Source organism: Streptomyces sp. NPDC059695 (genome assembly GCF_042733785.1).
Taxonomy (GTDB): Bacteria; Actinomycetota; Actinomycetes; order Streptomycetales; family Streptomycetaceae; genus Streptomyces.
On record NZ_JBHWFF010000011.1, the window covers coordinates 210,341 to 234,924 of the forward strand.

A 24,584-nucleotide genomic window follows, 5' to 3' on the forward strand; every position below is an offset into this window, starting at 1 on the left:
ACTTCTCGGTTGCCCCCCCCACTCCCTTCTTCACTGACCCGCCCTGTAACCCCCCCTATTCACCGTTCACCCGGGGGCCCCCCCCCCCCCGGCCGCCCCCCCCCCCCCGCCCTCCGCACCCCTGGCGAAAGAACCATGACGACGTACTTCTCCGGCCGCCCGGCCGCCCCCTTCGGCGCCGCCCTGACCGCCGCCGCCCTCGCCCTGACCCTGACCGCCTGTTCCTCCGAGGACCCGGCCGCGGACGACGCCGGCTCCGGATCGGCCCTGAGCCACATCCACGGCCTCGGGCTGCGCGGCGACACGCTCTACGTCGCCACCCACCAGGGCGTCCACAGCCCGGACGCCGACGGCCGGCCGGTCCTCGTCGGGGACCGCCGCGACGACTTCATGGGCTTCACGATCACCGCCGAGGGCGTCTTCCTCGCCAGCGGCCACCCGGCGCCCGGCAGCGACGGACCCGCCGACCTCGGGCTCGTCGCCTCGGCGGACTCCGGCCGCACCTGGCGGGAGAGGTCCCTCGGCGGGAAGGTCGACTTCCACGCGCTGGACACCGCGCGCGACGGCACCGTCTACGGCTACGACAGCGCCGCCGGGCTGCTGAGGGTCAGCCCGGACGGCGTCACGTGGGACGACCGCGCCGCGCTGCGTGCCCTCGACCTCGCCGTCTCCCCCACCGCCGCGGGCACCGTCCTCGCCACGACCGAGACCGGCGTGGTCCGCTCCACGGACGGGGGCCGGAGCTTCGCCCCGGCCTCCGGGCGGGTCCTCGCGTACGTCTCCTGGGCCGCCCCCGACGCGCTCTACGGCGTCGATCCGGACGGCGTCCTCTTCCGGGGGACGGACGGGGGCACCTCCTGGACCCGGATCGCCGGTGTGCCCGGCGGCGCCCCGCAGGCCCTCACCGCCGTCGACGCCCGCCGCCTGCTCGTCGCCACCGGGGAGGGGGTGTACGAGTCGGGTGACGGGGGCCGCAGCTTCGCGCGGCGCATGGCGGTGGAGCCGGGCGGCGCCGGCCACTGAGCGCAGCCGTCGGGTCTCGACCGGCGGTTACGCCTCCGGCCGCCGGTCGACGACCACCTCGCCGCCGACCACGACCGTCTCCGCCACCGTGCCCGGGATCTCCTCCGGGGCGATGCGCAGGATGTCGCGGGAGAGCACGACGAAGTCGGCCAGCTTGCCCACCGTCAGGGAGCCCCGCTCGTGCTCCAGGAAGTTCGCGTGGGCCGAACCCATCGTGTAGCCCTCCACGGCGGTGACGACGTCGATCGTCTCGCCCGCCGTCCAGGCCTCGCCGCCGCCGGGCGCGCGGCGGGTGACGGCGGCGTGGATGCCGACCATGGGGTCCATCTCGGCGACGTTCCAGTCGCTGGAGAGGGCGAGGACGGCCCCGGCCGCGTGCAGGCTGCGCAGCGGCCAGGCCTTGTGCCAGCGCTCGGGGCCGACGTTCTCGGCCCAGTCCTGGCCGGGGCCCGCGATGTCAGGGGCGGCGTGCCGGGGCTGCATGCAGGCGACGACGCCGAGCTCGGCGAAGCGCGGGGTGTCGGCCGGGTCGAGGCACTCGACGTGGACGACCTGGTGGCGGGCGTCGCGCGGCCCGTTGGCGGCGCGGGCCCGCTCGACGGCGTCGAGGACGGTACGGATGCCGCGGTCGCCGGTGGCGTGGACGAAGCACTGGAAGCCGCGCGCGTCGAGCCGGGTGAGCAGCTCGGCGAACTCCTCGGGCGGGTAGAAGGTGTCGCCGCGGTGGTGGGAGCAGCCGGCGTACGGCTCCAGGAGGGCGGCGGTGCGGGGCTCGACGACGTCGTCGATGTACAGCTTGAGCGGGCCGACCCGCAGCCGGTCGTCGGCGTACTCCCGGGCCGCCGTCTCGAAGGCGTCGAGGTCCTCCTCCGTGGTGCCGCGCGGGTGGAAGAGCGCGGCGACGATCCGGGAGCGCAGCCGGCCCTCGGCGCGGGCGCGCTCGAAGAGGGCGAGGTCGTCGAGGGAGTTCTGCGGTTCGACGACGGTGGTGATGCCGTAGCCGATGGCGTCGTCCAGGCTCTTGGCGAGGCGTCCGTACTGCCGGTCGGCCGAGGCCCAGGGGAGGCCGAGCTCGCGCAGGGCGCGGTGGCCCTCGCGGGAGAGGCCCTTGATGGCGAAGTCCTTGACGAAGCCGGTGGGCTCGCCGGTCGCGGGGTCGGTGACGGCCCGGCCGAAGGGCAGCTCGGTGTGGTCGCGGTCGACGCCGAGCAGGCGGAGGGCGGCGGTGTTCAGCCAGGCGGTGTGGACGTCGTAGCTGAGAACGAGGGCGGGGGTGTCTCCGGTGGCCGGGTCGAGGTCGGCGGCGGTGGGCATCCGCCCGTCGGGGATCGCGGAGTAGTCGAAGGCCTCGGCCTCGATCCACTGCGCCTCCGGGTGGGCCTCGTGCCAGGTGCGGACGCGTGCGTGGATCTCGTCGAGGGTGCGGGCCCCGGCGAGCTGGACGCAGGCGTCGTCGGAGCCGAGGCGGACGTGGTTGTGGGCGTCGATGAAGCCGGGCAGGACGAGCCGCCCGCCGGCGTCGAGGATCCGGGTGTCGGGGCCGGTCCAGTCGGCCGCTTCGGCGTCGGGGCCGACCCAGACGACGCGTCCGGCGCGGACGGCGAGGGCCTGGGCCTCCGGGAGCGCCGGGTCGACGGTGTGGATGCGGGCCCCGGTGAGGACGAGGTCGGCGGGTGCGGTGCGGTTCATGGGGTGGGACTCCGGTGTCGTACGGGGGTGGGGCGGTGTCGTTCAGGGACGGGGGGCGCGGATCGGTGTGACGTGGCCGCGGGCGAGGAGCACGTACACGAGGGCGGAGACGGCAGCGCCGAGGAGGGTGAGGTCCGCGCCGCCCAGCGGGGCCACGAGGGGGCCGGTCCACAGTTCCGAGTCGCAGGTGAGCGCGGAGAAGAGGAGCCCGGCGAGGAGCGCGGTGAGGCCGGCCGGGTGCCAGCCCGCGCGGTACCAGTAGGCGCCGCCGGTGTCCGCGTGCAGGCCGGCGGAGTCGTAGGTGCAGCGTCGGAGCACCATGTCGGCGAGGAAGACCCCGCCCCAGGGCGCGAAGACGATGATCAGGAGGGAGAGGAAGGAGAGGAGGGAGGTGGTGAAGTCGGTGAGGAACAGGGCCCCGAGGGAGCCGGCGGCGGTGACGCCGGCGCTGATGACGATGGCGCGGGCCCGGGTCCAGGGGATGCCGAGGACCTGGAGGTTCAGGCTGGACGAGTAGAGCGTGATGATCGAGTTGGTGACGGAGCCGCCGAGGACGAGGGCCAGGAAGAGGGACTGGAACCAGCCGGGGAGGAGGCTCTCGGTGCCGGCGACGGCGTCGGTCATGTCGACCTGGGTCGCGGCGGCCACCCCGGCGACGCCGAGGGCGACGGAGGAGACGAAGCCGCCGAGCGCGCCGCTCCAGGTCACGGCCCGGAGCGTGGTGGTACGGGGCAGGTAGCGGGTGTAGTCGGCGGGCATGGGGAGGTACGAGAAGGGGCCGGCCAGCATGACGACGAAGGCGAGGCTCCAGCCGGAGGCGCCGGGCGCGGTGGAGGGGGCGGAGGTGTCGGCGCCGGGCAGGACGAGGACGATCAGGACGGCGAAGCCGACGGCGAGGACGTACGCCATCCAGCGTTCGGCGAACTGGACGGTGGCGTGGCCCCAGAGGGCGACGACGAAGGTCAGCGCGAGGGTGACGGCGAGCGCGAGGGCGCGGGCGGCCTGTCCGCCGTGCCAGCCGAGGTCGGTGAAGAACGCTTCGAGGGCGAGGGTGCCCACGACGGTGTTGACGATGGTGTAGCCGATGCTGACGATCCAGTTCAGCAGGCCGGCGGGCCAGTTGCCGCGGCGGCCGAAGGCCGCGCGGGAGATGACGAGGGTGGCGGTGCCGGTGCGCACGCCGCTGAGTCCGGCCGCGCCGATGGCGACGAAGGCGAGCCCGCCGAGCACGACGACGGCGGTCGCCTGCCAGAAGGAGAGCCCGAAGGCGACGGCGAGGGCGCCGTTGATGACGTAGGTGAAGGTGAGGTTCGAGCCGAACCAGAGCCAGAAGACGTCCTTGGCCCCGCCGTGCCGTTCGGCGTCGGGGATGGGGTCGATCCCGTGCTCCTCGACCTGGAACACCTCGTCGGTCGCTGTCCGGCCCGTGGTCACGGGCGCCGTCTCGTGGTCGAGCACATCGCACTCCTGTCGCGGATCGATCTTGAATGCTGTTCTAAGTTTTAGAACGGCATTCAAGATGTGCGATACATTCAGGCCACGTCAAGACCTTCGGGGGTTCCGGTTAAGGTCGATCTCTCAGACACAGGGCGCGGGGACCCGCGACGAACAGGACGGGGACGGCGGCGGTGGCAGGCGCGGCACGACGGCGGGACGGACACGTCACCCAGGAGCGGATGCTGGAGGAGGCCATGGCGGCGATCGCCGAGGACGGCCTCGCCACCCTCACCATGTCGGCGCTCGCCGAGCGGCTCGGCACCAGCGGCGGCCACATCCTGTACTACTTCGGCAGCAAGGACCTGCTGCTGCTCGCCGCCCTCCGGTGGAGCGAGGCCGCGCTCGCCGAGGAGCGGCGCGCGCTGCTCGACCGGCGGCTCACGGCCGAGCGCAAGCTCGACCTCTTCCTGCGGCTCTACCTGCCCCGCGGCCCGCGCGATCCGCGCTGGACCCTCTGGATCGAGCTCTGGGCCCGCACCCCGGGCAACAGCGCGCTCCGCGAGGCGCAGGCCGAACTGGACGCGGGCTGGCAGGAGGACCTGGAGGCCCTGCTCGCGGCGGGCGCGGCGCGCGGGCGGTTCGCCCCGCTGGACTCCGGCGCCCGCGCCTCCGAACTCCTCGCCCTCCTGGACGGATTGAGCACCCGGGTGGTCCTCGGCGAGGAGACGGGCCGGGACACCCGGCCCGCCCTGGAGGTCGCGCGCTCCGCGGCGCGCGCCCTGATCCCTCCGTACTCCCCGACCGTCTCAGGCAGTTGACGGCTCGTCCGTCCTCACCGGCCTCCGGGGACGCCCGGAGGGATCACCCGGCGTCCGGGGCACACCGGAGCGGTGGACGACGCGTCAGCCCCGGTAGGCCTCCAGCAGACGCAGCCAGGCCTCGCTCAGCGTCGGATACGCGGGGACGGCGTGCCACAGGCGGGCGATCGGCACCTCGCCGGCGACGGCGACCGTCGCCGAGTGGAGCAGCTCCCCGATGCCGGGCCCGACGAAGGCGGCACCGAGGACCACCTCCCGGTCCAGGTCCACGACCATCCGGGCGTGCCCCCGGTACCCCTGGGCGTACAGGCCGGCCCCGGCGACCTGCCGCATGTCGAGGTCCACGGCCCGCGCCCGGAACCCGGCGCGCTCCGCCTCGGCGAGGGTCAGTCCGACGGAGGCGGCCTCGGGGTCGCTGAAGACGACCTGCGGGACGGCGGCGTGGTCGGCGGTGGCCGCGTGCGCGCCCCACCTCCCGGTGTCCAGGGCGTCACCGCCGTGCGCGCGGGCGGCGATCGCGGCGCCCGCGATCCGGGCCTGGTACTTGCCCTGGTGGGTCATGAGCGCACGGTGGTTGACGTCGCCCACGGCGTAGAGCCAGTCGCTGCCGGTGACCCGCAGGCTGTCGTCGACGTCGAGCCAGGAGCCCGGGGCCAGACCGACCGTCTCCAGACCGATGTCCTCGGTCCGCGGCCTGCGGCCGGTGGCGAAGAGCACCTCGTCGCCCTCGACGTGGTCGCCGCCCTCCAGGACCACGGTGACGGGTCCGGTGCCCCCGTCGCGCACCACCGCGCTCACCGCCGCGCCGGTACGGATGTCGGCGCCGCGCGTGACGAGCGCCTCGGCCACGTGCTCGCCGAGGAACGGCTCCATGCGCGGCAGCAGTCCTCCACCCCGTACGAGCAGGGTCACCTTCGCGCCGAGGGCCTGCCAGGCGGTGGCCATCTCCACGCCCACCACTCCCCCGCCGACCACGACGAGCCGCTCGGGCACGCGGTCGGCGCTGGTCGCCTCGCGGCTGGTCCAGGGATGCGCGTCGGGCAGTCCCGGCAGGTCCGGTAGGAGGGCGCGGGTGCCGGTGGAGACGACGACGGCGTGCCGGGCGGTGAGCACGTGGTGCTCGCCCTCCGGGCTCGCCACCTCGACGCGGCGAGGCCCCTGGAGCCGGCCGTGGCCCCGGAAGACCCGGACGCCGATCGAGTCCAGCCAGTCGACCTGGCCGTCGTCCTTCCAGTGCCCGACGACCTCGTCCCGGTGGGCGAAGACCTCCATCGCGTCCAGGGGACCGTAGACCGACTCGCGCAGGCCCGCGACCCTGCGGGCGTCGGAGCGGGCGATCGCGGGGCGGAGCAGGGCCTTGCTGGGCATGCACGCCCAGTACGAGCATTCGCCGCCGATCAGCTCGCTCTCGACGATCGCCGCGGTCAGACCGCCCGCCCGCACCCGGTCGACGACGTTCTCGCCGACCGGGCCCGCGCCGATCACGACCACGTCGTAGGTGTGCTCGTCTTCCACCGTTCGTGTCATGGCTCCCAGTCTGGTGGCAGCGGTGCGGAATAGCGCGGCTCGATACGCCGTTGTGCCGGGCGAGTCCCCAGGGGACCGTGAGGATCACGCCAGGAGACCCGAAAGGCAGGCAGCATGAGCACCGTAGAGCTCACCAAGGACAACTTCGACGAGATCGTGAGCGGGGGCGATTTCGTCCTGATCGACTTCTGGGCTTCCTGGTGCGGTCCCTGCCGTCAGTTCGCCCCCGTCTTCGAGGCGGCGTCCGAGCGCCACCAGGACCTCGTCTTCGCGAAGGTGGACACCGAGGCGCAGCAGGAGCTGGCGGCGGCGTTCGAGATCCGCTCGATCCCGACCCTGATGATCGTCCGGGACAACGTGGCCGTGTTCGCGCAGCCCGGTGCGCTCCCTGAGGCCGCCCTGGAGGACGTCATCGGCCAGGCGCGCAAGCTCGACATGGACGAGGTCCGCAAGTCCATCGCCGAGGCCCAGGCGAAGTGACCCACCGCGAGGGGGGTACGGGAGAACCTCCCGTACCCCCCTCGCGTCATGTCCGCGGGCGCGCCGCCCTCGTCGCGCTCATCGCTCCAGGACCAGCGCGAGGCCCTGGCCGACGCCGATGCAGAGCGCCGCGAGGCCCGTTCCGGAGCCGGCCGCGGCGAGCTGGTGCGCCACCGAGCCGGCCAGTCGGGCGCCGGACGCGCCGAGCGGATGTCCGATCGCGACGGCTCCACCGCGAGGGTTCACGATCTCGGGGTCGAGTTCCGGCCATTCGGCGAGGCAGCCGAGCGACTGGGCCGCGAAGGCCTCGTTGAGCTCGAAGGTCGTCAGGTCGGCGAAGGAGCGTCCGGCCTTGCCCAGGGCCCGGCGGACCGCCTCGACCGGGCCGAGGCCGAAGAGCTGGGGCTCGATGCCGGTGACGGCGGAGGCGCGGATCCGGGCGAGCGGCTCGCGGCCGGTCTCGCGCAGCCCCTCCTCGTCGACGAGGAGCAGGGCCGCCGCGCCGTCGTTGAGCGGCGAGGAGTTGCCCGGGGTGACGGTGCCGCCCTCGGGCCGGAAGGCGGGCTTCAGCTTGGCGAGCGCCTCCATGGAGGTGGTGTCGCGGATGCACTCGTCGCGGGTCAGGTCCACGCCCGCGTACGGGACGACCTCGTCGTCGTACAGCCCCTTCGCCCAGGCCTCGGCGGCCTTCCGGTGGCTGGCGAGGGCGAACGCGTCCTGCTGCTCGCGGGTGATGCCGTGCCGGTCGGCGACGAGCTCCGCGCCCTCGCCCAGCGAGACCGTCCACGCGGCGGGCATGCGCGGGTTCGTCATGCGCCAGCCGAGGGTCGTGGAGTGGAGCTGCTGGTGTCCTGCGGGGAAGGCCCGCTCGGGCTTCTGCATCACCCAGGGGGCGCGGGACATGGACTCGACGCCGCCGGCGATCGCCACGGAGGCGTCGCCGAGGGCGATGGCGCGGGCCGCCTGGATGACGGCCTCAAGACCGGAGCCGCAGAGCCGGTTGACGGTGACGCCGGGGACGGTGACGGGCAGCCCGGCGAGGAGGACCGCCATCCGCGCGACATCGCGGTTGTCCTCGCCCGCGCCGTTGGCGTCGCCGAAGTAGACGTCGTCCACGCGCGCGGGGTCGAGCGCGGGCGAGCGGTCGACGAGCGCGCGGACGACGTGGGCCGCGAGGTCGTCGGGGCGGACGGAGGCGAGGGCGCCGCCGAACTTCCCGATCGGGGTGCGGACGGCGTCGACGATGTAGACGTCGCGGATGCTCATCGGTTCTCTCCCACGTGACCTGCGGAACGACTCTGTTCGCCTGGTGAAACAATCTTCGCCCGGTGGGGCGCGGAGAGTCTCTGCCGGACGGCCCGCCCTGTCAACGGGCCGTTCCGGGACGTTCCGCCGCTTCCGGACACCTGGGGACGGCCGGGCGGGGTCAGCTCCGCATGACGGGGCGGACCAGGGCCGTCAGCTCCGCGCGACGGGGCGGACCAGGGCCGTCAGTCCGTAGTCGAGCTCGCGGCCGTCGACGAGCAGCGCCTCGACCGTGCGCGTCTCGGGGTCGATGTCGGCCCGGATGCCGTGTCCCTCGTAGATCGGGTAGCCCGACTCGCCGTGGCGCCCGGTGGCCCCGACGACGGCCGTGCGGACGGCGCTGTCCACGACGGACGCGTCGCCGCGGTCCTCGACGTGCGCGGGCACCAGCAGGATCTCGAACCGCTTCGGAACTGTGCTCATGCACCGAAGCTAAGCGCTGCGCCGGAGCACCGCCCGCCCTGACGCCGGAGGCTCCCGCCGGACGACGGCTCCGCACGCAACCGACGCCCGGGCACGGGCTCCTGCCGGACGACAGCCCCGCACACACCTACGCCCGGCCCGGGCTCCCGCCGGACAACGGCCCCCGCACACACCTACGCCGGCCGCGGGCCACGGCCGGGCCACAGCCCGGCACACACCCGACGCCCGGGCACGGGTTCCCGCCGGACGCAGGCCTCGCACACCGGCGCCCGGCCGCGCGGACCGCTCGGCCTCAGCTGGACTCGCGCCGCACGACCCGCGAGTCGAGCAGGTCGCGGGAGAGGGGCGCGGCGTCCGGTTCCCGCACGGCGCGGTCGACCAGCTCCGCCAGCTCGCGGCCGACCACCATGTCGACCCGCACGGTGCTGAGCCGGGGCCGCAGCAGCCGGCCGAGGAGCAGGTCGTCGGCGCCGACGACGGCGGTCTCCTCCGGTACGGAGATCCCGGCGTCCTGGAGCGCCCGTGCCAGGAGCATCGCGTACTCGTCGTTGTAGGCGAAGACGCCGTCGAGCGCGAGTTCGCGCCACCGGCCGGCGAGCGCGTCGGCCGACTCCTCCTCGTACCGCAGCGGCAGGGGCACGACGGTCGCGCCGGTGCCCTCGGCCGCACGGCGGGCGCCGTCGAGGCGGGGCCCGGAGAACATCGTGAGGCCGGGCTCCTCGGGCACGACGACACCGATCCGGCGCCGGCCGGTCTCCACGAGGTGCCGGGCGGCGACCTCGCCGACCCGCCCCTGGTCCATGACGAGCGCGTGGGTGCCCTCGACGCGCTGGGTGCCGAGGGTGATCACGGCGCGGGCCCCGGACCGCTTGAGGATCTCGACGGCCTGCCCGGTGAGCTCGACCTCGCCGAGGGAGACCACGGCGACCGGCCGCAGCTCGGCCCAGGCGCGGGCGGCCTCCTCCGCCCCCAGGCCGACGCTGCCGTACTGCACGACCGTGTAGTCGAGGCGGCGCAGGGCCCACTGGAAGTCGTTGAAGAACCGGCTGTACAGCGGCCCGACGGGGACGTGGGCGGTCGGAAGGAGCACCATGCGGCTGTGGCCCGCGCGCAGGCTGCGGGCGGCGGCGTGCGGCACGTAGCCGAGCTCCTCGGCCGCCTCGCGCACGCGCTGCCGGGTCGGCTCGCTGATGCGGACGGCCGAGGTGTTGTTCAGGACGTACGAGACGGTGGCCCGGGAGACGCCCGCGAGCCGCGCGACATCGGCGCTGGTCGGGACCGCGCGCCCGGAGGGGCGTTCGGGGGACTGTTCGGTTGGCTGAGTCATCGATCCGGCATCTTTCCAGAACAATCCGGCGCAGGGTCTGGCGGATGGCCGGAAACGGGTGCTACACAATGCTCACACGTGTCACTGACACGTGTCACCTCCCTCGTTCCATCCGTTCCTCGCCCCCGCATCGGGCGATCTCCTCAGGAGGGCAAAGTGGCCCTTTCCTCCCCCGGGACCGGCTCCGACACGGGCGCCCCCGACCCCGCCACCGTCCCCGGCTCCCCCACGGCCCCCCGGCCGACGCGCGGCCTGCTGCCCCTGCTGCTCGCCGGCAACACCGCGATGTACGCCCTGTACATCGGCGTCCCCGGCATGCTCCTCGCCCTCCAGATCGAGGCCATCGACCCCGCCGACAAGGTGGCGAACTTCGGCCTCGTCTCCGGCATATCCGCGATCTTCGCCACCGTCTTCAACCCGGTCGCGGGCGCCCTCTCGGACCGCTCCGGCCGCCGCAACCCGTGGATCCTCGCCGGCGGCCTGCTCGCCCTCCCCGTGATGCTGCTCCTCGGCAGCGTCCACACGATCCTGGTGGTCACCATCGCCTGGTGCCTCGGGCAGGCCGTCATGAACATCTACCAGGCCGCCCTCACCTCCGTGGTCCCCGACCGGGTGCCCCTGGCCGCGCGCGGCAAGGCCTCCGCCGCCGTCGGCCTCGGCCTCCCCATCGGCTCCACGATCGGCGCCCTCCTCGGCGCGGCCTTCTCCGAGCACTACCGCACCGGCTACCTCGTCCTCGGCGCGATCGTCGCCGCCACCGCCGTGCTCTTCACCACCTGCGCCCGCGAGGAGCGGATGCCCCCGAAGGCGGCGCTTCCGGTCAAGGAGCAGCTCGCGGCCTTCGGCAGCGCCCTCAAGGACCACGACTTCCGCTGGGCCTTCATCGGACGCGCCCTGCTCGTCCTCGGCTACTTCGCCGTGGCCGGCTTCCAGCTGTACATCCTCAAGGACCACACCGACCTGCCCGCCGGACTGAGCGCCGAGGAGGCCGTGGCGATCCTCATGCCGGTCAACTCGGTCGCCATGGTGGTCTCCACCGTCCTCGGCGGCTGGCTCTCGGACCGCTTCGACCGCCGCAAGCTGTTCGTCGGCGCCTCCGCCGCGCTCGCCGCCGTCGCGCTGGTCATCCCGGCCGTCTCGGCGAGCTGGACCGCGATGCTGGCCTTCTCCGTCGTCAACGGCCTGGGCTTCGGCTGCTACATGGCCGTGGACACCGCGCTGGTGACCATGGTGCTGCCGAAGGCCGAGGACGCGGCCCGGGACATGGGCGTCCTCAACGTCGCCAACGCCGGACCGCAGATCGTCGCCCCCTTCGTGGCCTCGCTCATCGTGTCGCTGAGTGGCGGATACACGGCGCTCTTCCTGATCGCGGCCGTACTGTCGGTGCTCGGCGCGCTGGCCGTGCGCCCCATCCGCAGCGTGCGCTGACGGCGTCGGCGCGGGCCGCGGTCCAGAAGCGGCGTGCGCCGGCTCCGGCCGGTGCCCGCCGCGACCCGTCCGCGGCGCGCGCCGGTCTCCACCGTCGCCGCCGAACACCTCAGGAGAGGCGGCACCGTGCGCCTGCACACGACCACGTGGGGGTCCGGCGACCGGACGGCCCTGCTCGTCCACGGCATCATGGCCGACCACCGCACCTGGCGCCGGGTCGGACCCGCGCTCGCCGGCCGCGGCTACCGGGTGATCGCCGTGGACCTGCGGGGGCACGGGGCGAGCGGCCGGGCCGCGGGCCCCGAGGAGTACGGGCCGCAGGAGCACGCCGACGATCTCGTCGAGACCCTCCCCTCCGGTGCGGATCTGGCGATCGGCCATTCGCTCGGCGGGCTCGTCCTCGCCCGGGCGGTGGAGCGCCTGGCGCCGGCCCGCGCGGTGTACTCCGACCCCGCCTGGCATCTGGCGGCCGGCCCCTGCGGCTACCGGGCCGAGCTGTTCGTCCGGGGCAAGTCGATGACCAGGGAGCAGATCAGGGGGTTCAACCCGCACTGGCCGGCCGAGGACGTCGACAGCGAGATGGCGTCGGTACGGGACTGGGACGAGCGGACGGCCCACGGTCTCACCCCGTTCGTGGGAGCCGACCTGTGGCCGGCCCGGCCCGTGGTGCCGTCCCTCGTCACCCTCGCCGATCCGAGCACGCTGGTGCGGCCGGAGCAGGCCCGGATGCTGGCGGAGCGGGGATTCGAGCTCCGTACGGTGGAGGGGGCGGGGCACACGATCCACCGGGACGACTTCGAGGGGTTCATGTCGGCCCTGGACGGGTGGATCTGACGTACCGTTCAGGCATGGACGACGCGTCGATGGACAGCTCGATGATGGGACTGCTCGGCCGGGTGACCGGCACCGTCGGGCCCGGCCTCGTCGGCGAGGTGATCGTCCGGATCCGCGGCGGCGCGGAGCACTTCCTGGCCCATCCCGCCACGCCGAAGGAGCGGATCGAGGTCGGGACGGTCGTGATGGTCATGGAACATCTCCCTCCACGCACCGTCTATGTCACAGCCGCGTACGACAGTTGACCGAACCGTTGAGTGGCGCCCGTCACGGGCGCACACTCCCTTCACCGGGTCCGCTCGGCTCCGGTGAAGGGGGACCTTGTCCATGGGCATCGGCATTCTGGCGGGCGTCGTCGTCGGCGCGCTCGCCGTTCTGATCGGTGTGTTCAAGATGATGTGGCGCGTCGCGGAACCCAACGAGGCGCTGATCATCTCCGGTTCCAACCACAAGAACGAGGGTCTCGGCGCGGGCATGGGGTTCCGCATCGTCACCGGTCGCGGCACCCTCGTGCTTCCCGGCGTCCAGGCGGTACGGAAGCTCTCGCTGGACCTCAACGAGACGCAGCTGTCCGTCGAGTGCGTCACCCACCAGGGCATTCCGCTCAAGGTCCGCGGTGTGGTGATCTTCAAGGTCGGCGACGACTTCGTGTCGATCGCCAACGCCGCCCGCCGCTTCCTGGATCAGCAGAAGCTGATGTCGGAGCGGGTGCACATCGTCTTCGCCGGTCATCTCCGCGCCATCGTCGGCGGGTTGACCGTGGAGGACATGATCCGTGACCGGGAGAAGCTGACCGGGCAGGCGCGGTCGGCCTGTGGCACGGAGATGGAGAAGCTGGGTCTGATCGTCGACTCGCTGCAGATCCACGAGATCGAGGACCCGACCGGGTACATCAAGAACCTGGCCGCCCCGCACGCGGCCGCCGTCCAGCGGGACGCGCGGATCGCGCAGGCGGAGGCGAACCGGCGGGCGACCGAGGCCGAGCAGCAGGCCGCGGCGCGCATGTCGGAGGCGACCCGCGACAGCGAGATCCTCCAGGCGGGCTACCAGGCCGAGCGGGACCAGGCGTCCGCGCGGGCCCGGCAGGCCGGCCCGCTGGCCGACGCCGCCTCGCGCCAGGAGGTCGTCGTCCAGGAGACCCGGGTCGCGGAGCTGGAGGGTCACCGCAAGGAGCAGCAGCTCCAGGCGGAGGTCCGCAAGCCGGCCGACGCGATGGCGTACGAGACCCGGACGCTGGCCGCGGCCGAGCGCGACGCCCGGATCTCGGCCGCCGAGGCCGAGGCGAAGGAGACGGAACTGGCGAGCGCGGCCAGGGCGACGGCGACCCGGCTCACCGGTGAGGCGGAGGCGGCCGCCCAGCACGCCCAGGGCCTCGCGGTCGCCGAGGCGACGCGCGCGAAGGGTCTGGCGGAGGCCGAGGCGATCAAGGCGCGGGCGGCGGCGCTCGCGGAGAACCAGGAGGCCGTGGTCGCCCAGCAGCTGGCGGAGAAGTGGCCGGAGATCGTGTCGGCGGGGGCCTCGGCCTTCGGGAACGTCGACCAGATGGTGCTGCTGAACGGCGCCGACGGCATGGCGGACGTCTTCGCCAAGGCGCTGACCATGGGCGGCACGGGCCTCGGGCTCGCCCGCCAGCTCCTCGCCACGATGAGCCCGGCCGCCCAGGAGAAGGCGGGCGGGGCGGTCCTGCCCGCGTCGCGGACGGAGGAGCGCGTGGAGATCCCGGTCCGCGACGGGGAGTGACCACGGAACGCAGAAGGCCCGGTGCCCTCGCGGCACCGGGCCCTTCGTGTGATCGAGGCGGCCTCAGTTGTGGCCGAACTTGCGTTCCTTGCGGTGGGACGCGTGCTCGACGAGGGGCATGGACACCTCTCTCGTGGGGGCCGGCGCGCTCTTCTCCTTCGCGGCCGCTTCGGCGCGGTGCTCATGGCCGCCGGTACGGGCTCCCCGGTTCGTCCGGGTCTGTTTCTTGCCCACGATCGTGCCTCCCGTGACGGGTGTCGGACGGTGGTCCGTATCCCCTCAGCCTGGCACGGGGGTACCTGACCCGCACGTCAGGCGGTACGCGGAGCCGGAGCGGGTGCCGCGAGGCCCTACGGTGGCCCCCATGACGACGCATCCGCACTCCACGACCGAGGCCGATCCGCACCTGATGGGGCCCGTCCGCACCTCGTACGCCCCGGACTGCGACGGCGCGCCCGACCCCGGTGAGATCGTCTGGACCTGGGTGCCCTTCGAGGAGAACGACGGCCGGGGCAAGGACCGGCCGGTGCTCGTGGTGGCCCGGGAGGACTCCGGCACCCTGCTGGCCGTGCAGCTGTCCAGCAGGCGGCACGACCACGACCGGGAGTGGGTGGCCATCGGGACGGGGTCCTGGGACAGCGAGCGGCGCGAGTCCTGGGTGGACCTGGACCGTGTGCTGCGCGTGTCCGAGTCGGGGATGCGGCGCGAGGCCTGCGCCCTGGACCGGTCGACGTTCGACCTGGTGGTGGGGCGGCTCGTGGAGCGGTACGGCTGGTCCTGATCCGGCCGGTCAGTGCTCCCCGCCGACGACCCGCCGGAAGGCGGCGAGGGTCGGGGTGCCGGTGGCCCGGTCCAGGATCGCGAAGGTGATCTCCTCGAAGTGGCCGGCGAAGCGGCCTTCGCCGGTGAGGAGGGTCCGGAAGGTCCGCGCGACCTCCGCCGGGTCGTTCCGGAAGACTCCGCAGCCCCAGGCGCCGAGGACGAGCCGGCGGTATCCGGCCGCGGCGGCCGTCTCCAGGACGCGTTCGGCGCGTGAGGCGAGCGCGGCGGGGAGGCGGTCGGCGAGCTCGGGGGTGCCGCGGCGGACGACGCCCGCGTTGGGGGCGGGCGAGGTGAGGAATCCGACCGTGAACGGCTCGGCGAGCAGGACGCCCCGGTCGTCGCGGAAGACCGGGACCCGGGGCGAGTGGATGACCCGGTCGGTGTAGAAGGCGTCCCTCTCCGCGCGGTGGTGTGCGTAGTAGCCGGGGGCGCGCAGCAGGGTGGAGTGGAGGGCGGAGGCCCGGCAGAGGGCCTCCTCCTGGGCCTGGGCGCCGTTGAGGTAGCCGCCGCCCGGGTTGCGGGCCGAGGCGAAGTTCAGGACGGCGACCGGGCGGGTGGTGTCGGCCCCGGTCATCCGGCGGGCCGCCGCCAGGCTGCTCTCGGGGGTGACGGTGAGGGTGGGCGTCCGGTCGGTGTCGGGGGTGACCGGGACGGGTTCGGGGCCGTGGAGGCGGGTTCCGGCCAGGGCCGCGGCCAGGTCCTCGGCCAGGGAGACGGTCCGGCCGTCGGGGGCGCGGTAGCGGCCCGCCGCGACGATCTCCTCGGTCCGCCGCGCGATCTCGCGCAGTCGTGCACTCATGGATCCCAGGGTGATCGTTCCAGCTCGGTGGGGACAACGGGTTTTCCGGGACTGCGGGGAATTTCGGACCTCCGGGGGCACAGGGGGCGCGTGCGGGTCTTCCGGGGCGCTCTTGCACGCCGCCCGATGGTGGCTTTAGGTGGAAGCAGCGGTTCACCCGAGGACCAGGAGGTGCACGGATGTCGCCTGGCGGCATACCGCGTGGCGGCCCCCCTCTCACCGAGGCGGAGGCGGAGGACCTGCTGCGATGTATCTGCTTCAAGACCGGCCCGCCCCGCACGGTGGGGGTGGAGCTGGAGTGGCTCGTGCACGAGCTGCGGGACCCCCGGGTTCCCGTACGGCCGCCGAGGCTCGCGGCCGCGCTGGACACCGTACGGGCGCTGCCCCTGGTGTCGGCTCTGACGTTCGAACCCGGCGGGCAGCTGGAGCTCAGCTCGCGCCCGGCCGGCTCCCTGATGGAGTGCCTCGACTCGCTCGGCGCCGACCTGGCCGCGGTGCGCGGGGCGCTCGGGCCGCTCGGTCTGACCCTCAGCGGATACGGCGTGGACCCCTGGCACGCGCCGCGCGGCCGGGTGCTCCACGAGCCGCGGTACGACGCGATGGAGACGGCGCTCGACCGGACGGGTCCGTCCGGGCGGGCGATGATGTGCGACTCGGCGTCGGTGCAGATCTGCCTGGACGCCGGCCTGGAGGAGCCGGGCCCGCTGGGATACCACCGGCGCTGGCAGCTGGCCCACCTCCTGGGCGCGGTGCTGGTCGCCGCCTTCGCCAACTCGCCCGTGCACGGCGGGCGCCGCACCGGCTGGCGCTCGACGCGGCAGGCGCTGTGGGCGGATCTCGATCCCCGGCGGGCGCTGGCGCCGCCGCCGGACGGGGAGCCGCGCGCCGAGTGGGCGGCGCACGTCCTGGACACGCCGGTGATGTGCGTGCGGGCCGAGGAGGGTCCGTGGGCGGTGCCGGAGGGGCTGACCTTCCGGGAGTGGCTGCGGACGGGCGTCCCCCGTCCGGCCGACGCCGACGACCTGCGCTATCACATGACGACGCTGTTCCCGCCGGTGCGGCCGCGCGGTCATCTGGAGCTGCGGATGGTCGACGCGCAGCCGGGCAGGGACGGCTGGATGGTGCCGGTGGCGGTGACGACGGCCGTGTTCGACGACCCGGAGGCGGCGGAGACCGTGTACCGGGCGGTGAAGCCCCTCGCGGAGCAGGCGGGGGCCGGTCCCGCCCCGCGCAATCCGCTGTGGGAGGCGGCGGCCCGTGACGGTCTCGCCGATCCCGGGCTGCACGGCGCCGCGCGCGCGGTGTTCTCCGCCGCGCTCGACGCGCTGCCCCGGATCGGGGCGAGCGAGGAGGTGCGGCGGGCGGTCGCCGCCTTCCACGAACGGTACGTGATCCCCGGGAACTGCCCGGCCGACGGACTCCAGGTGGTGACGTCATGACCGCGACCGGAACGGGAGCGGGTCCCGAGGCCCTGCGGCGGCGGGCCCTCGACGCCCTGACGACCGCGCGGGAGCGGACCGCGCTCCTCACCTCCTGCGTGGAGGACGGAGAGCTCATCGCGCAGCACTCTCCTCTGATGTCCCCGCTGGTCTGGGACCTCGCGCACATCGGCAACCAGGAGGAGCAGTGGCTGTGGCGGGCCGTCGCGGGGCGCGAGGCGCTGCGGCCCGAGATCGACTCGCTGTACGACGCCTTCCAACATCCGCGCGCCTCCCGGCCGTCGCTGCCGCTGCTCTCGCCGGGCGAGGCCCGGGTCTACGCGGCGGACGTCCGGCTCCGGGTCCTCGACGTGCTCGAACGGACCCCGCTGGAGGGTCTGCCGCTGCTCGACGCGGGCTTCGCCTTCGGCATGATCGCCCAGCACGAACAGCAGCACGACGAGACGATGCTGATCACCCATCAGCTGCGGAAGGGCCCCGCGGCGCTGACGGCTCCCCCGCCGCCGGTCCTGCGCTCCGGCCCGCTGCCCCCCGAAGTCCTGGTGCCCGGCGGCCCGTTCACCATGGGGACCTCGGACGAGCCGTGGGCCCTGGACAACGAACGTCCGGCGCACCCCAGGATCGTCCCCGCCTTCCACATCGACACCACGCCCGTCACGAACGGCGCCTACCTCGCCTTCGTCGCGGACGGCGGCTACACGGACCGCCGCTGGTGGCGGCCGGAGGGCTGGGCCCAGATCCGGGAGCACGGCATCGGCGCTCCGTTGTTCTGGCGCCGGGAGGGCGCGCAGTGGCTGCGCCGCCGGTTCGGCGTGACGGAGCCGGTGCCCGAAGAGGAGCCGGTCCTGCACGTCAGCTGGTACGAGGCGGACGCCTACGCGCGCTGGGCGGGGCGCCGGCTGCCGACCGAGGAGGAGTGGGAGAAGGCGGCCCGCCACGACCCGGTCTCGGGGCGCTCCCGCCGCTATCCGTGGGGGGACGCGGATCCCGGTCCGGAGCACGCGAACCTCGGGCAGCGCCACCTGCGGCCCGCGGCGGCGGGGAGCTATCCGGCGGGCGCCTCGCCGCTGGGCGTACGGCAGTTGATCGGTGACGTGTGGGAGTGGACGGCGAGCGACTTCCTGCCGTATCCGGGCTTCACGGCCTTCCCGTACAAGGAGTACTCGGAGGTGTTCTTCGGTCCGGAGCACAAGGTGCTGCGGGGCGGTTCCTTCGCGGTGGACCCGGTCGCCTGCCGGGGGACCTTCCGCAACTGGGACCTTCCGGTGCGGCGCCAGATCTTCTCCGGCTTCCGGACGGCGCGGACCGCGGAGCTCGACTGATGTGCCGTCATCTCGCCTATGTGGGCGGGCCGGTGGCGCTGGGAGAGCTCCTGGTCCGGCCGCCGCACGCCCTGCTGCGCCAGTCCTGGGAGCCCCGGACGCAGGACAGCGGCGTGGTGAACGCGGACGGGTTCGGCGTGGGCTGGTACGCCGAGGGCGATCCGGTGCCGGCGCGGTACCGGCGGGCCGCCCCGATCTGGGGCGACCTGTCCTTCGCCGACCTCGCGCGCGTGGTGCGGGCCGGGGCGTTCCTCGGGGCGGTACGGGGGGCCACGCTGCCCGGCGCCGACGGGGAGGCCGCGGCGGCGCCGTTCGCCGCCGGGCCCTGGCTGTTCAGCCACAACGGCGCGGTCGGGGGCTGGCCGGACTCGCTCGCGCCGCTCGCCGGGGCGCTGCCGGCCGGGGAGCTGCTGCGTCTGGAGGCGCGCACCGACTCGGCACTGCTGTGGGCGCTGGTCCTGCACCGGCTGCGGGCCGGGGACGCACCGGGGGCGGCGCTCGCCGACACCGTCCGGGAGGCCGCGGAGGCGGCCCCCGGCTCCCGGCTGAACCTGCTGGTCACCGACGGCGAGCGGATCGCCGCGACGGCCTGGCGCAACAGCCTCTGGTACCTGTCGGGCCCCGGCCGGGTGGTCGTGGCCTCCGAACCGTACGACGACGATCCGCGCTGGCGGGAGGTGCCCGAGTACACGCTCGTCACCGCCGACCGCGCCGACGTCACCCTCACCCCGCTCAAGGAGCCGTCCGCGTGAGCCCGTTCCAGCTGACCCGTACCCTCGCCGCGGACGCCGCCGGCGCCGATCTGCGCGCCGACGTCCGCCACGGTCTGACCCGCACCCCGAAGGAGCTGCCGCCCAAGTGGTTCTACGACGCCCGGGGCAGCGTGCTCTTCGAGGAGATCACCCGGCTGCCCGAGTACTACCCCACGCGCGCGGAGCGGGAGATCCTGGTCGAGCGGGCGCCGGAGATCGCGGCCGCGACCGGGGCCCGGACCCTGGTGGAGCTGGGGTCCGGCTCCTCCGAGAAGACCCGGTTCCTGATCGACGCGCTGCTGCCGGGTCTGGACGCGTACGTGCCGGTGGACGTGAGCGAGTCCGCGCTGGTCGGGGCGGCGGAGTCGCTGCTCGCGGACCGGCCCGACCTGTGGGTGCACGCGCTGGTCGCCGACTTCACCCGGGGGCTCGCGCTGCCGGGGACGCCGGGGCCGCGCCTGGTGGCCTTCCTCGGCGGCACGATCGGCAATCTGCTGCCCGCCGAGCGGCACACCTTCCTGAAGTCGGTCCGCGCCATGCTCGCGCCGGGCGACGCGCTGCTGCTCGGCACGGACCTGGTGAAGGACGAGGCCACGCTGGTGGCGGCCTATGACGACGCGGCCGGGGTGACGGCCGAGTTCAACAAGAACGTGCTGTCCGTGATCGACCGTGAGCTGGGCGCGGACGCCGATCCGGCCGCCTTCGAGCACGTGGCGGTCTGGGACGACGAGCGGGAGTGGATCGAGATGCGGCTGCGCGCCCGCCGCGCGCTGACCGTGAAGATCCCGGAGCTGGATCTGGTCGTGCCGTTCGCGGCGGGCGAGGAGATGCGGACGGAGGTGTCGGCGAAGTTCCGTCAGGCCGGTGTGCGCAAGGAGCTGGCGGCGGCCGACCTCGAACTGTCCCGCTGGTGGACGGACGGCGAGGGCAGGTTCGCGCTGTCCCTGGCGACCGCCCGCTGAGCCGCCGCCGCCAGGGCGCGGCGGTCCGGGTGCCGGGAACCGGGGATCGGGTCCATGACGCGGAGGTCGGCGGTCAGCCGCCGGGTGCTGACGACCCGCCACAGGGACGCGCCGAGCGGATCGTCCCCGACATACGCGGCGGCCCCGGTGGGCCGGTAGTCGATCCGTACGGGCAGCACCGGGCACCCGCTGTCCAGGGCCGCCTGGAACGCGGCCGGGCGGAAGCGTCCCCCGGCCCGTCCGCACCACGTCGACCCCTCGGGGAACACCACCACCCGCCCCCCGGCGCCGAGGACCCCGGACATCGCGCGCACGGTGCCGGGCAGGGCCCGGAGCCGGTCGCGGTCGATGAAGAGGGTGCCGCCCAGCGCGGCGATCGTGCCGAGGACGGGCCAGCGACGGACCTCCGTCTTGGCCACCATGCGGCCCGGGAGCACGGCCGCGACCAGGGGGATGTCCAGCCAGGAGACGTGGTTGGCGACGACGAGGAGCGGGCCGGGGATCGCCCCGGCGGTCCCCTCGTACCGCACGCGCACGCCGAAGGCGCGGAGCACCGTCCGCACCCAGCTCCGTGCGAGGGCGAGCCGGGCCGCCGCCGGGAGCAGGCCCGTGGCCGGGGCGAGCAGGAGGCCGAGGAGGACGGCTCCGGTCCCGGCGGCCAGCCGGGCCACGGCGAGGACGGTCCCGGCCCGTTCTGGCCGGTGGCCGGGGGCGGTGTCCGGGTGGGCGGCGCAGTCGCCGGGGGTGCAGGGCGCCGTGGGGAGCCACGGCGGGAGGGCCGTGGACCCGTTCACCGCGCCGGGGCGAGCGAGAGGAAGTGGTTGAGGTAGCGGGGGTTGGTGCGGCGCAGCGAGAGCAGCACGTAGAGGTCGGCGACGCCGAAGTCGGGGTCGTGCGCGGGGGCGCCGCAGACCCAGGCGCCGAGCCGCAGGTAGCCGCGGAGCAGCGGCGGGAGCTCGGTGCGGCCCGGGGGGCGGGTGACGCCGTCCGGGCTCCACAGCCGGTGCGGGGTGACCCAGTACTCCTCGGGGGCGAGGTGCTTGGCCTTGACGGTGTCCCAGGTGGCGGCGGCGAGGGTGCCGCCGTCGGCCAGCGGGATCGAGCAGCAGCCGGCGAGCCAGTTGTGGCCGGTTCGGGTCATGTAGCGGGCGAGGCCGGCCCAGATGAGGGCGATCACGGCGCCGTTGCGGTGGGCGGGGTGGACGCAAGAGCGGCCGACCTCCACCAGGTCGTGCCGGACGGGCGCGAGCCGGGCGAGGTCGAACTCGCTCTCGGAGTAGAGGCGTCCGGCGAGGGCGGCCCGGTCGGGCGGCAGGATCCGGTAGGTGCCGACGATCTCGCCGGTGTGCTCCTCCCGTACGAGGAGGTGGTCGCAGTACGCGTCGAAGGCGTCGCCGTCGAGGCCGGGCTCGGGGCCGTCGAGCAGGGCGCCCAGCTCACCGGCGAAGACCTGGTGACGGAGCCGCTGGGCGGCCCGTACGTCCTCCTGGTCCCGGGCGAGGCCGACGACGTACCGGGGCGTGGGCTCGTCGGCCGGGGCCGGGGGCTGCACGGGGACGGCCAGGGGCTGTGCGGGGACGGCCGGGGGCTGTGCGGGGACGGACGGTGCGGGCACGGCCAGGGGCTGTGCGGGAACGGCGAGCGCGGGGGTCGGTGCGGACATGGCGGGCTCCTCCGGCGGACGGAAGGGGAAGGGGCGGGACCGGGCCGCGTGAGCGGTGGCCCGGCTCCTTACTTCTTCCGTCACCGGCTGGATTCGACATGACCGTCCGGGGGCTCGCGGGTGTGCGAACGCTGAATGCTATTCGGCGAGGGTGTCCGTGATCGCTTCGGAGGCGTCCTTGGCCGCCTTCGCGGGGTCCTCGCCCTGGAGGACGGCCGTCATGTACGGCTTGATGGGGTTGTCGGCCTCGACGTTCGCCCACTGCGGCGAGTTCGGGGTGGCCCGGCCGCGGGCGGCGCCCTTCGCCATGACGGCGGTGGCCTCCTGGCCGGCGACGACGGAGGCGAGGCTCTTCTTGTTGGGCACGTAGCCCATGGTGCGGGCGAGTTCGGACTGCCACTTCTCGCCGGCGAGGGCCTTGACGACGTCGAGTGCGGCGCCGCGCTGGGGCGCGTTCTCCGGGATGATGAGGTCGGAGCCGCCGGTGAAGACGGCACAGGGCTGGCCGGCCTTCTTGCCGGGTATCGGGAAGTAGCCGAGCTTGTCCTTGAGATCCGGGTTGGCCTTGAGGATGGCGGCGACCGCGCTGGGTGTGGCGATGAGCTGGGCGACGTCGCCCTTGGCGAAGACGTCGGCCTGCGGCGGGGTCTGCTCGTCGGCGTTCTTCGGGCCGGAGCCGAGGGCCTGGAGCTCCTTGTAGAAGGCCATGCCGCGCCGGGCGGCCGGGCTGTCGAGCGCTCCGGTCCACTGGCCGCCCCGGTCGACGGCGAGCTCGCCGCCCTCGTCCCAGATGAAGCCGGCGAGGGTGTACCAGTCCTGTCCGGCGAGGTAGATGCCCTGGGAGCCGTTCTTGTTGAGCTTCTCGGTGTCGTCGAGCCACGCGTCGCGGGTGGCGGGCGGCTTGTCGACGCCGGCCTCGTCGAACAGGTCCTTGTTGTAGATGACGATGCGGTTGGCCGCGTACCAGGGGATGCCGTACTGGGATCCGGAGATGCTGCCGGGCTGGGCGAGACCGGGCAGCCAGTCCTCCCGGCCGAGGTCGCGGACCGACTCCAGGGTGAGGTCGAACAGCTTGTCCGTGTCGGCGTACTGGGCGACCTGGGTGTTGCCGACCTCGATGACGTCGGGGCCGCCGGAGCCCTGGATGGCCTCGGTGACCTTCTTCCCGATGCCGGTCCACTCCTGGATGGTGAACTTCAGCTCGACCCCGTCGTGCTCCTCCTCGTACGCCTCGGTGAAGCGCGTGAGGAAGTCCTCGCTGACGCTGTCCCGCATGAGCCAGACGTTCACGGTCCTGGTCCCGCCGTCGCCGCCCGGCAGCATGCCGCAGCCGGCGAGGGCGAGCGCCGTGGCGGCGGCAAGAGGACAGGCGAGATGGCGGTTCTTCACGTGGGTCACCTTCTGCTCGGGTTCAGCACAGGGTCGTGCGCATGGGGGGCTGACCCGGCATGGGGGGACCGAACGGGGTGTTCGCGCGGGTATGTGGCCTGGATTCTGGTCTGGACCAACGAGATGGTCAAGTCCTTGACGATCCCGTTCCGCACCCGGACGGACGATCTGTGCCGTTACCGTCGGTAGTTACCCACGGGTCGCCCGGCCCCCGTCGTGTCGCGCGCCGACGCGCCCTGGGGCACCGTGGAGGGAACGCACCGAGAGGAGTTCGGCCCCCATGTCGAATCACACCTACCGCGTCACCGAGATCGTCGGCACCTCCACCGAGGGCGTCGACGCGGCCATCCGCAACGGCATCACGCGCGCCTCGCAGACCCTGAGGGGACTCGACTGGTTCGAGGTGACGCAGGTGCGCGGCCACCTCGTCGACGGCGCGATCGAGCACTACCAGGTCGGCCTGAAGGTCGGCTTCCGTCTGGAGGACGAGGAGTGAGGGCCGGTCCCGGCCGTCCTCAGGTGCGGCCCTCCGTCTCCTGAGCCTCCCTCAGCGTCTCGGAGGGCTCCGCCCAGCGCGCCCGTACGACACGGAAGCCCGCCGCCTCCGCCGCGTCGCACACCGCCAGGTCGTCGTCGACCAGCATCCGGACCGTGCGGTCGGCGGCGAGGCGGCGCAGGACCTCCACCTTGGTCACCCGGGCCGGCCGGAAGTCCCGGTCGCGCCGCATGTGGACGGGCCCCTCCGGCAGCCCGTACTCGGCCAGCCACTCCAGGGTCGCGCGGCGGCAGCGCTCGGGCCGCCCGGTGAGGTAGACGACGTCGCACTCCTCGCCCGCCTCGCGGCACAGCGCGACGCCCTCCTCCAGCGGCGGGTCCGCGGGCGCCGCCGCGAAGAAGGCCTCCCAGTCCTTGGGCCTGCGCTCCAGGAAGTGCTGGCGGTGCGCGGTGGCGGCGAGGGTGTTGTCGAGGTCGAAGACGGCCAGCGGCCGGTGGTCCGAAGTCACGCCCCCAGCGTAGAAGCCCGGAGCCCGGCCCTCCGTCTCCCTCCCGGGACTACGCCCGGGGATCGTCCCGGCGTCCCGGGGAGGCCGGCGAGGGTTCTTCAGTCACCCCGCCGCGCGCAGTGCCGTACGGTGGCGGACTCCCGGCGCCGGCGGTCCGCCGCCCGGCTCGGCACGGCCGCCTCCTCCGGGAAGATCCAGGCGTCCGGGACGTCGCCGAACTCCTCGGCGGTCAGCGCCGCTTCCGGTACGAGCCCGGTCAGGAGCGTCGGCGTCACCGCTTGGCCCCCGACGGCTCCCCGCCCACGGGCCGGGGGGGCGGGGGGGGGGGCGCCCCCCCCCCCCCCCCCCGCGCCGGCGCCCCCAGATCCGCGGCGACCCACTCGCCGCGGTGGGCCCAGCCG

26 protein-coding genes are annotated in these 24,584 nt (G+C 74.1%); 13 read left to right on the top strand and 13 right to left on the bottom strand.

The window, feature by feature from the left end; translation table 11 throughout:
- Nucleotides 1-135 precede the first annotated feature (135 nt).
- Nucleotides 136-1,023 (top strand): F510_1955 family glycosylhydrolase, encoded by an 888-nt coding sequence (locus ACFV2S_RS16510; protein ID WP_385558864.1) that lies wholly within the window; start codon nt 136-138, stop codon nt 1,021-1,023.
- A 27-nt stretch (nt 1,024-1,050) separates the two neighbouring features.
- Here ACFV2S_RS16510 and ACFV2S_RS16515 read toward each other — a convergent pair whose 3' ends face one another.
- Together ACFV2S_RS16515 and ACFV2S_RS16520 are read right to left on the bottom strand one after the other, a co-directional pair.
- Entirely contained in the window at nt 1,051-2,712 is a 1,662-nt protein-coding gene (locus tag ACFV2S_RS16515; RefSeq protein WP_385558867.1) for an amidohydrolase, read from the bottom strand.
- 42 nt (nt 2,713-2,754) lie between these two features.
- Nucleotides 2,755-4,170, bottom strand: coding sequence for a purine-cytosine permease family protein (locus tag ACFV2S_RS16520; protein ID WP_385558870.1), 1,416 nt, complete (start codon nt 4,168-4,170; stop codon nt 2,755-2,757).
- 170 nt (nt 4,171-4,340) lie between these two features.
- On the opposite strand from ACFV2S_RS16520, the gene ACFV2S_RS16525 reads away from it, so the two are divergent.
- The gene (locus ACFV2S_RS16525; RefSeq protein ID WP_385558873.1) at nt 4,341-4,967 is read left to right on the top strand and encodes a TetR/AcrR family transcriptional regulator; all 627 of its coding nucleotides are present in this window, start codon (nt 4,341-4,343) and stop codon (nt 4,965-4,967) included.
- An 84-nt stretch (nt 4,968-5,051) separates the two neighbouring features.
- Here the strand turns inward: ACFV2S_RS16525 and ACFV2S_RS16530 are convergent, their stop codons facing one another.
- Nucleotides 5,052-6,494, bottom strand: a complete 1,443-nt coding sequence (locus ACFV2S_RS16530; protein WP_385558876.1) for a dihydrolipoyl dehydrogenase family protein — start codon at nt 6,492-6,494, stop codon at nt 5,052-5,054.
- Nucleotides 6,495-6,608: 114 nt separating this feature from the next.
- On the opposite strand from ACFV2S_RS16530, the gene trxA reads away from it, so the two are divergent.
- Nucleotides 6,609-6,974, top strand: coding sequence for a thioredoxin (gene trxA / locus ACFV2S_RS16535; protein WP_383802010.1), 366 nt, complete (start codon nt 6,609-6,611; stop codon nt 6,972-6,974).
- 78 nt (nt 6,975-7,052) lie between these two features.
- Here trxA and ACFV2S_RS16540 read toward each other — a convergent pair whose 3' ends face one another.
- From ACFV2S_RS16540 to ACFV2S_RS16550, 3 genes are all read right to left on the bottom strand, one after another.
- A complete protein-coding gene (locus ACFV2S_RS16540) occupies nt 7,053-8,240 on the bottom strand; it encodes a thiolase family protein (protein ID WP_385558882.1) in 1,188 nt (395 codons plus the stop codon).
- Nucleotides 8,241-8,432: 192 nt separating this feature from the next.
- Entirely contained in the window at nt 8,433-8,702 is a 270-nt protein-coding gene (locus ACFV2S_RS16545; protein ID WP_383792470.1) for a hypothetical protein, read from the bottom strand.
- 292 nt (nt 8,703-8,994) lie between these two features.
- Nucleotides 8,995-10,029 carry a LacI family DNA-binding transcriptional regulator gene (locus ACFV2S_RS16550; RefSeq protein ID WP_385558885.1) on the bottom strand — a complete coding sequence of 345 codons (1,035 nt, stop codon included), beginning with the start codon at nt 10,027-10,029 and terminating at the stop codon, nt 8,995-8,997.
- A gap of 156 nt (nt 10,030-10,185) precedes the next feature.
- Between ACFV2S_RS16550 and ACFV2S_RS16555 the strand changes: the two genes are divergently transcribed.
- The 4 genes from ACFV2S_RS16555 (at nt 10,186) to ACFV2S_RS16570 (ending at nt 14,031) form a co-directional block, all read left to right on the top strand.
- The gene (locus tag ACFV2S_RS16555) at nt 10,186-11,457 is read left to right on the top strand and encodes an MFS transporter (RefSeq protein ID WP_385558888.1); all 1,272 of its coding nucleotides are present in this window, start codon (nt 10,186-10,188) and stop codon (nt 11,455-11,457) included.
- 126 nt (nt 11,458-11,583) lie between these two features.
- Nucleotides 11,584-12,291, top strand: coding sequence for an alpha/beta fold hydrolase (locus ACFV2S_RS16560; RefSeq protein ID WP_383792462.1), 708 nt, complete (start codon nt 11,584-11,586; stop codon nt 12,289-12,291).
- 14 nt (nt 12,292-12,305) lie between these two features.
- Nucleotides 12,306-12,536 carry a hypothetical protein gene (locus ACFV2S_RS16565; RefSeq protein WP_385558892.1) on the top strand — a complete coding sequence of 77 codons (231 nt, stop codon included), beginning with the start codon at nt 12,306-12,308 and terminating at the stop codon, nt 12,534-12,536.
- Nucleotides 12,537-12,618: 82 nt separating this feature from the next.
- Nucleotides 12,619-14,031: a flotillin family protein gene (locus ACFV2S_RS16570; RefSeq protein WP_385558895.1), complete on the top strand. Its 1,413-nt coding sequence runs from the start codon at nt 12,619-12,621 to the stop codon at nt 14,029-14,031.
- A 63-nt stretch (nt 14,032-14,094) separates the two neighbouring features.
- Here ACFV2S_RS16570 and ACFV2S_RS16575 read toward each other — a convergent pair whose 3' ends face one another.
- On the bottom strand, nt 14,095-14,265 hold the full coding sequence (locus ACFV2S_RS16575; RefSeq protein WP_383792455.1) for a hypothetical protein: 171 nt from the start codon (nt 14,263-14,265) through the stop codon (nt 14,095-14,097).
- 130 nt (nt 14,266-14,395) lie between these two features.
- Between ACFV2S_RS16575 and ACFV2S_RS16580 the strand changes: the two genes are divergently transcribed.
- Complete coding sequence (locus ACFV2S_RS16580) at nt 14,396-14,812, top strand: type II toxin-antitoxin system PemK/MazF family toxin (protein ID WP_385558898.1); 417 nt, start codon at nt 14,396-14,398, stop codon at nt 14,810-14,812.
- Between the two features lie 9 nt (nt 14,813-14,821).
- On the opposite strand, the gene ACFV2S_RS16585 is transcribed toward ACFV2S_RS16580, so the two are convergent.
- Nucleotides 14,822-15,652, bottom strand: a complete 831-nt coding sequence (locus ACFV2S_RS16585) for a TIGR02452 family protein (protein ID WP_385558901.1) — start codon at nt 15,650-15,652, stop codon at nt 14,822-14,824.
- A 179-nt stretch (nt 15,653-15,831) separates the two neighbouring features.
- Here ACFV2S_RS16585 and egtA point away from each other — a divergent pair, with 179 nt between their 5' ends.
- Genes egtA through egtD form a run of 4 tightly spaced genes read left to right on the top strand, consistent with a single transcriptional unit; the run spans nt 15,832 to nt 20,127 of the window.
- A complete protein-coding gene (egtA, locus tag ACFV2S_RS16590) occupies nt 15,832-17,091 on the top strand; it encodes an ergothioneine biosynthesis glutamate--cysteine ligase EgtA (RefSeq protein ID WP_385558903.1) in 1,260 nt (419 codons plus the stop codon).
- Entirely contained in the window at nt 17,088-18,413 is a 1,326-nt protein-coding gene (gene egtB / locus ACFV2S_RS16595) for an ergothioneine biosynthesis protein EgtB (protein WP_385558906.1), read from the top strand. The genes egtA and egtB overlap by 4 nt, the downstream gene beginning before the upstream one ends.
- Complete coding sequence (gene egtC / locus ACFV2S_RS16600; RefSeq protein WP_385558909.1) at nt 18,413-19,165, top strand: ergothioneine biosynthesis protein EgtC; 753 nt, start codon at nt 18,413-18,415, stop codon at nt 19,163-19,165. Before egtB ends, egtC begins: the two co-directional genes overlap by 1 nt.
- Nucleotides 19,162-20,127, top strand: coding sequence for an L-histidine N(alpha)-methyltransferase (gene egtD / locus ACFV2S_RS16605; protein ID WP_385558912.1), 966 nt, complete (start codon nt 19,162-19,164; stop codon nt 20,125-20,127). Before egtC ends, egtD begins: the two co-directional genes overlap by 4 nt.
- Here egtD and ACFV2S_RS16610 read toward each other — a convergent pair.
- The 3 genes from ACFV2S_RS16610 to ACFV2S_RS16620 form a co-directional block, all read right to left on the bottom strand.
- On the bottom strand, nt 20,022-20,921 hold the full coding sequence (locus ACFV2S_RS16610) for a lysophospholipid acyltransferase family protein (protein WP_385558915.1): 900 nt from the start codon (nt 20,919-20,921) through the stop codon (nt 20,022-20,024). The genes egtD and ACFV2S_RS16610 overlap by 106 nt on opposite strands.
- Nucleotides 20,918-21,790, bottom strand: a complete 873-nt coding sequence (locus tag ACFV2S_RS16615) for a GNAT family N-acyltransferase (RefSeq protein ID WP_385558918.1) — start codon at nt 21,788-21,790, stop codon at nt 20,918-20,920. Before ACFV2S_RS16615 ends, ACFV2S_RS16610 begins: the two co-directional genes overlap by 4 nt.
- A 138-nt stretch (nt 21,791-21,928) precedes the next feature.
- Entirely contained in the window at nt 21,929-23,179 is a 1,251-nt protein-coding gene (locus ACFV2S_RS16620; RefSeq protein WP_383792430.1) for an extracellular solute-binding protein, read from the bottom strand.
- Nucleotides 23,180-23,459: 280 nt separating this feature from the next.
- Here ACFV2S_RS16620 and ACFV2S_RS16625 point away from each other — a divergent pair, with 280 nt between their 5' ends.
- Nucleotides 23,460-23,675 carry a dodecin gene (locus ACFV2S_RS16625; RefSeq protein ID WP_382869836.1) on the top strand — a complete coding sequence of 72 codons (216 nt, stop codon included), beginning with the start codon at nt 23,460-23,462 and terminating at the stop codon, nt 23,673-23,675.
- Between the two features lie 19 nt (nt 23,676-23,694).
- Here the strand turns inward: ACFV2S_RS16625 and ACFV2S_RS16630 are convergent, their stop codons facing one another.
- Nucleotides 23,695-24,183 carry a hypothetical protein gene (locus ACFV2S_RS16630; RefSeq protein ID WP_385558921.1) on the bottom strand — a complete coding sequence of 163 codons (489 nt, stop codon included), beginning with the start codon at nt 24,181-24,183 and terminating at the stop codon, nt 23,695-23,697.
- Nucleotides 24,184-24,281: 98 nt separating this feature from the next.
- On the bottom strand, nt 24,282-24,458 hold the full coding sequence (locus tag ACFV2S_RS16635) for a hypothetical protein (protein WP_385558923.1): 177 nt from the start codon (nt 24,456-24,458) through the stop codon (nt 24,282-24,284).
- Between the last annotated feature and the right edge of the window lie 126 nt (nt 24,459-24,584).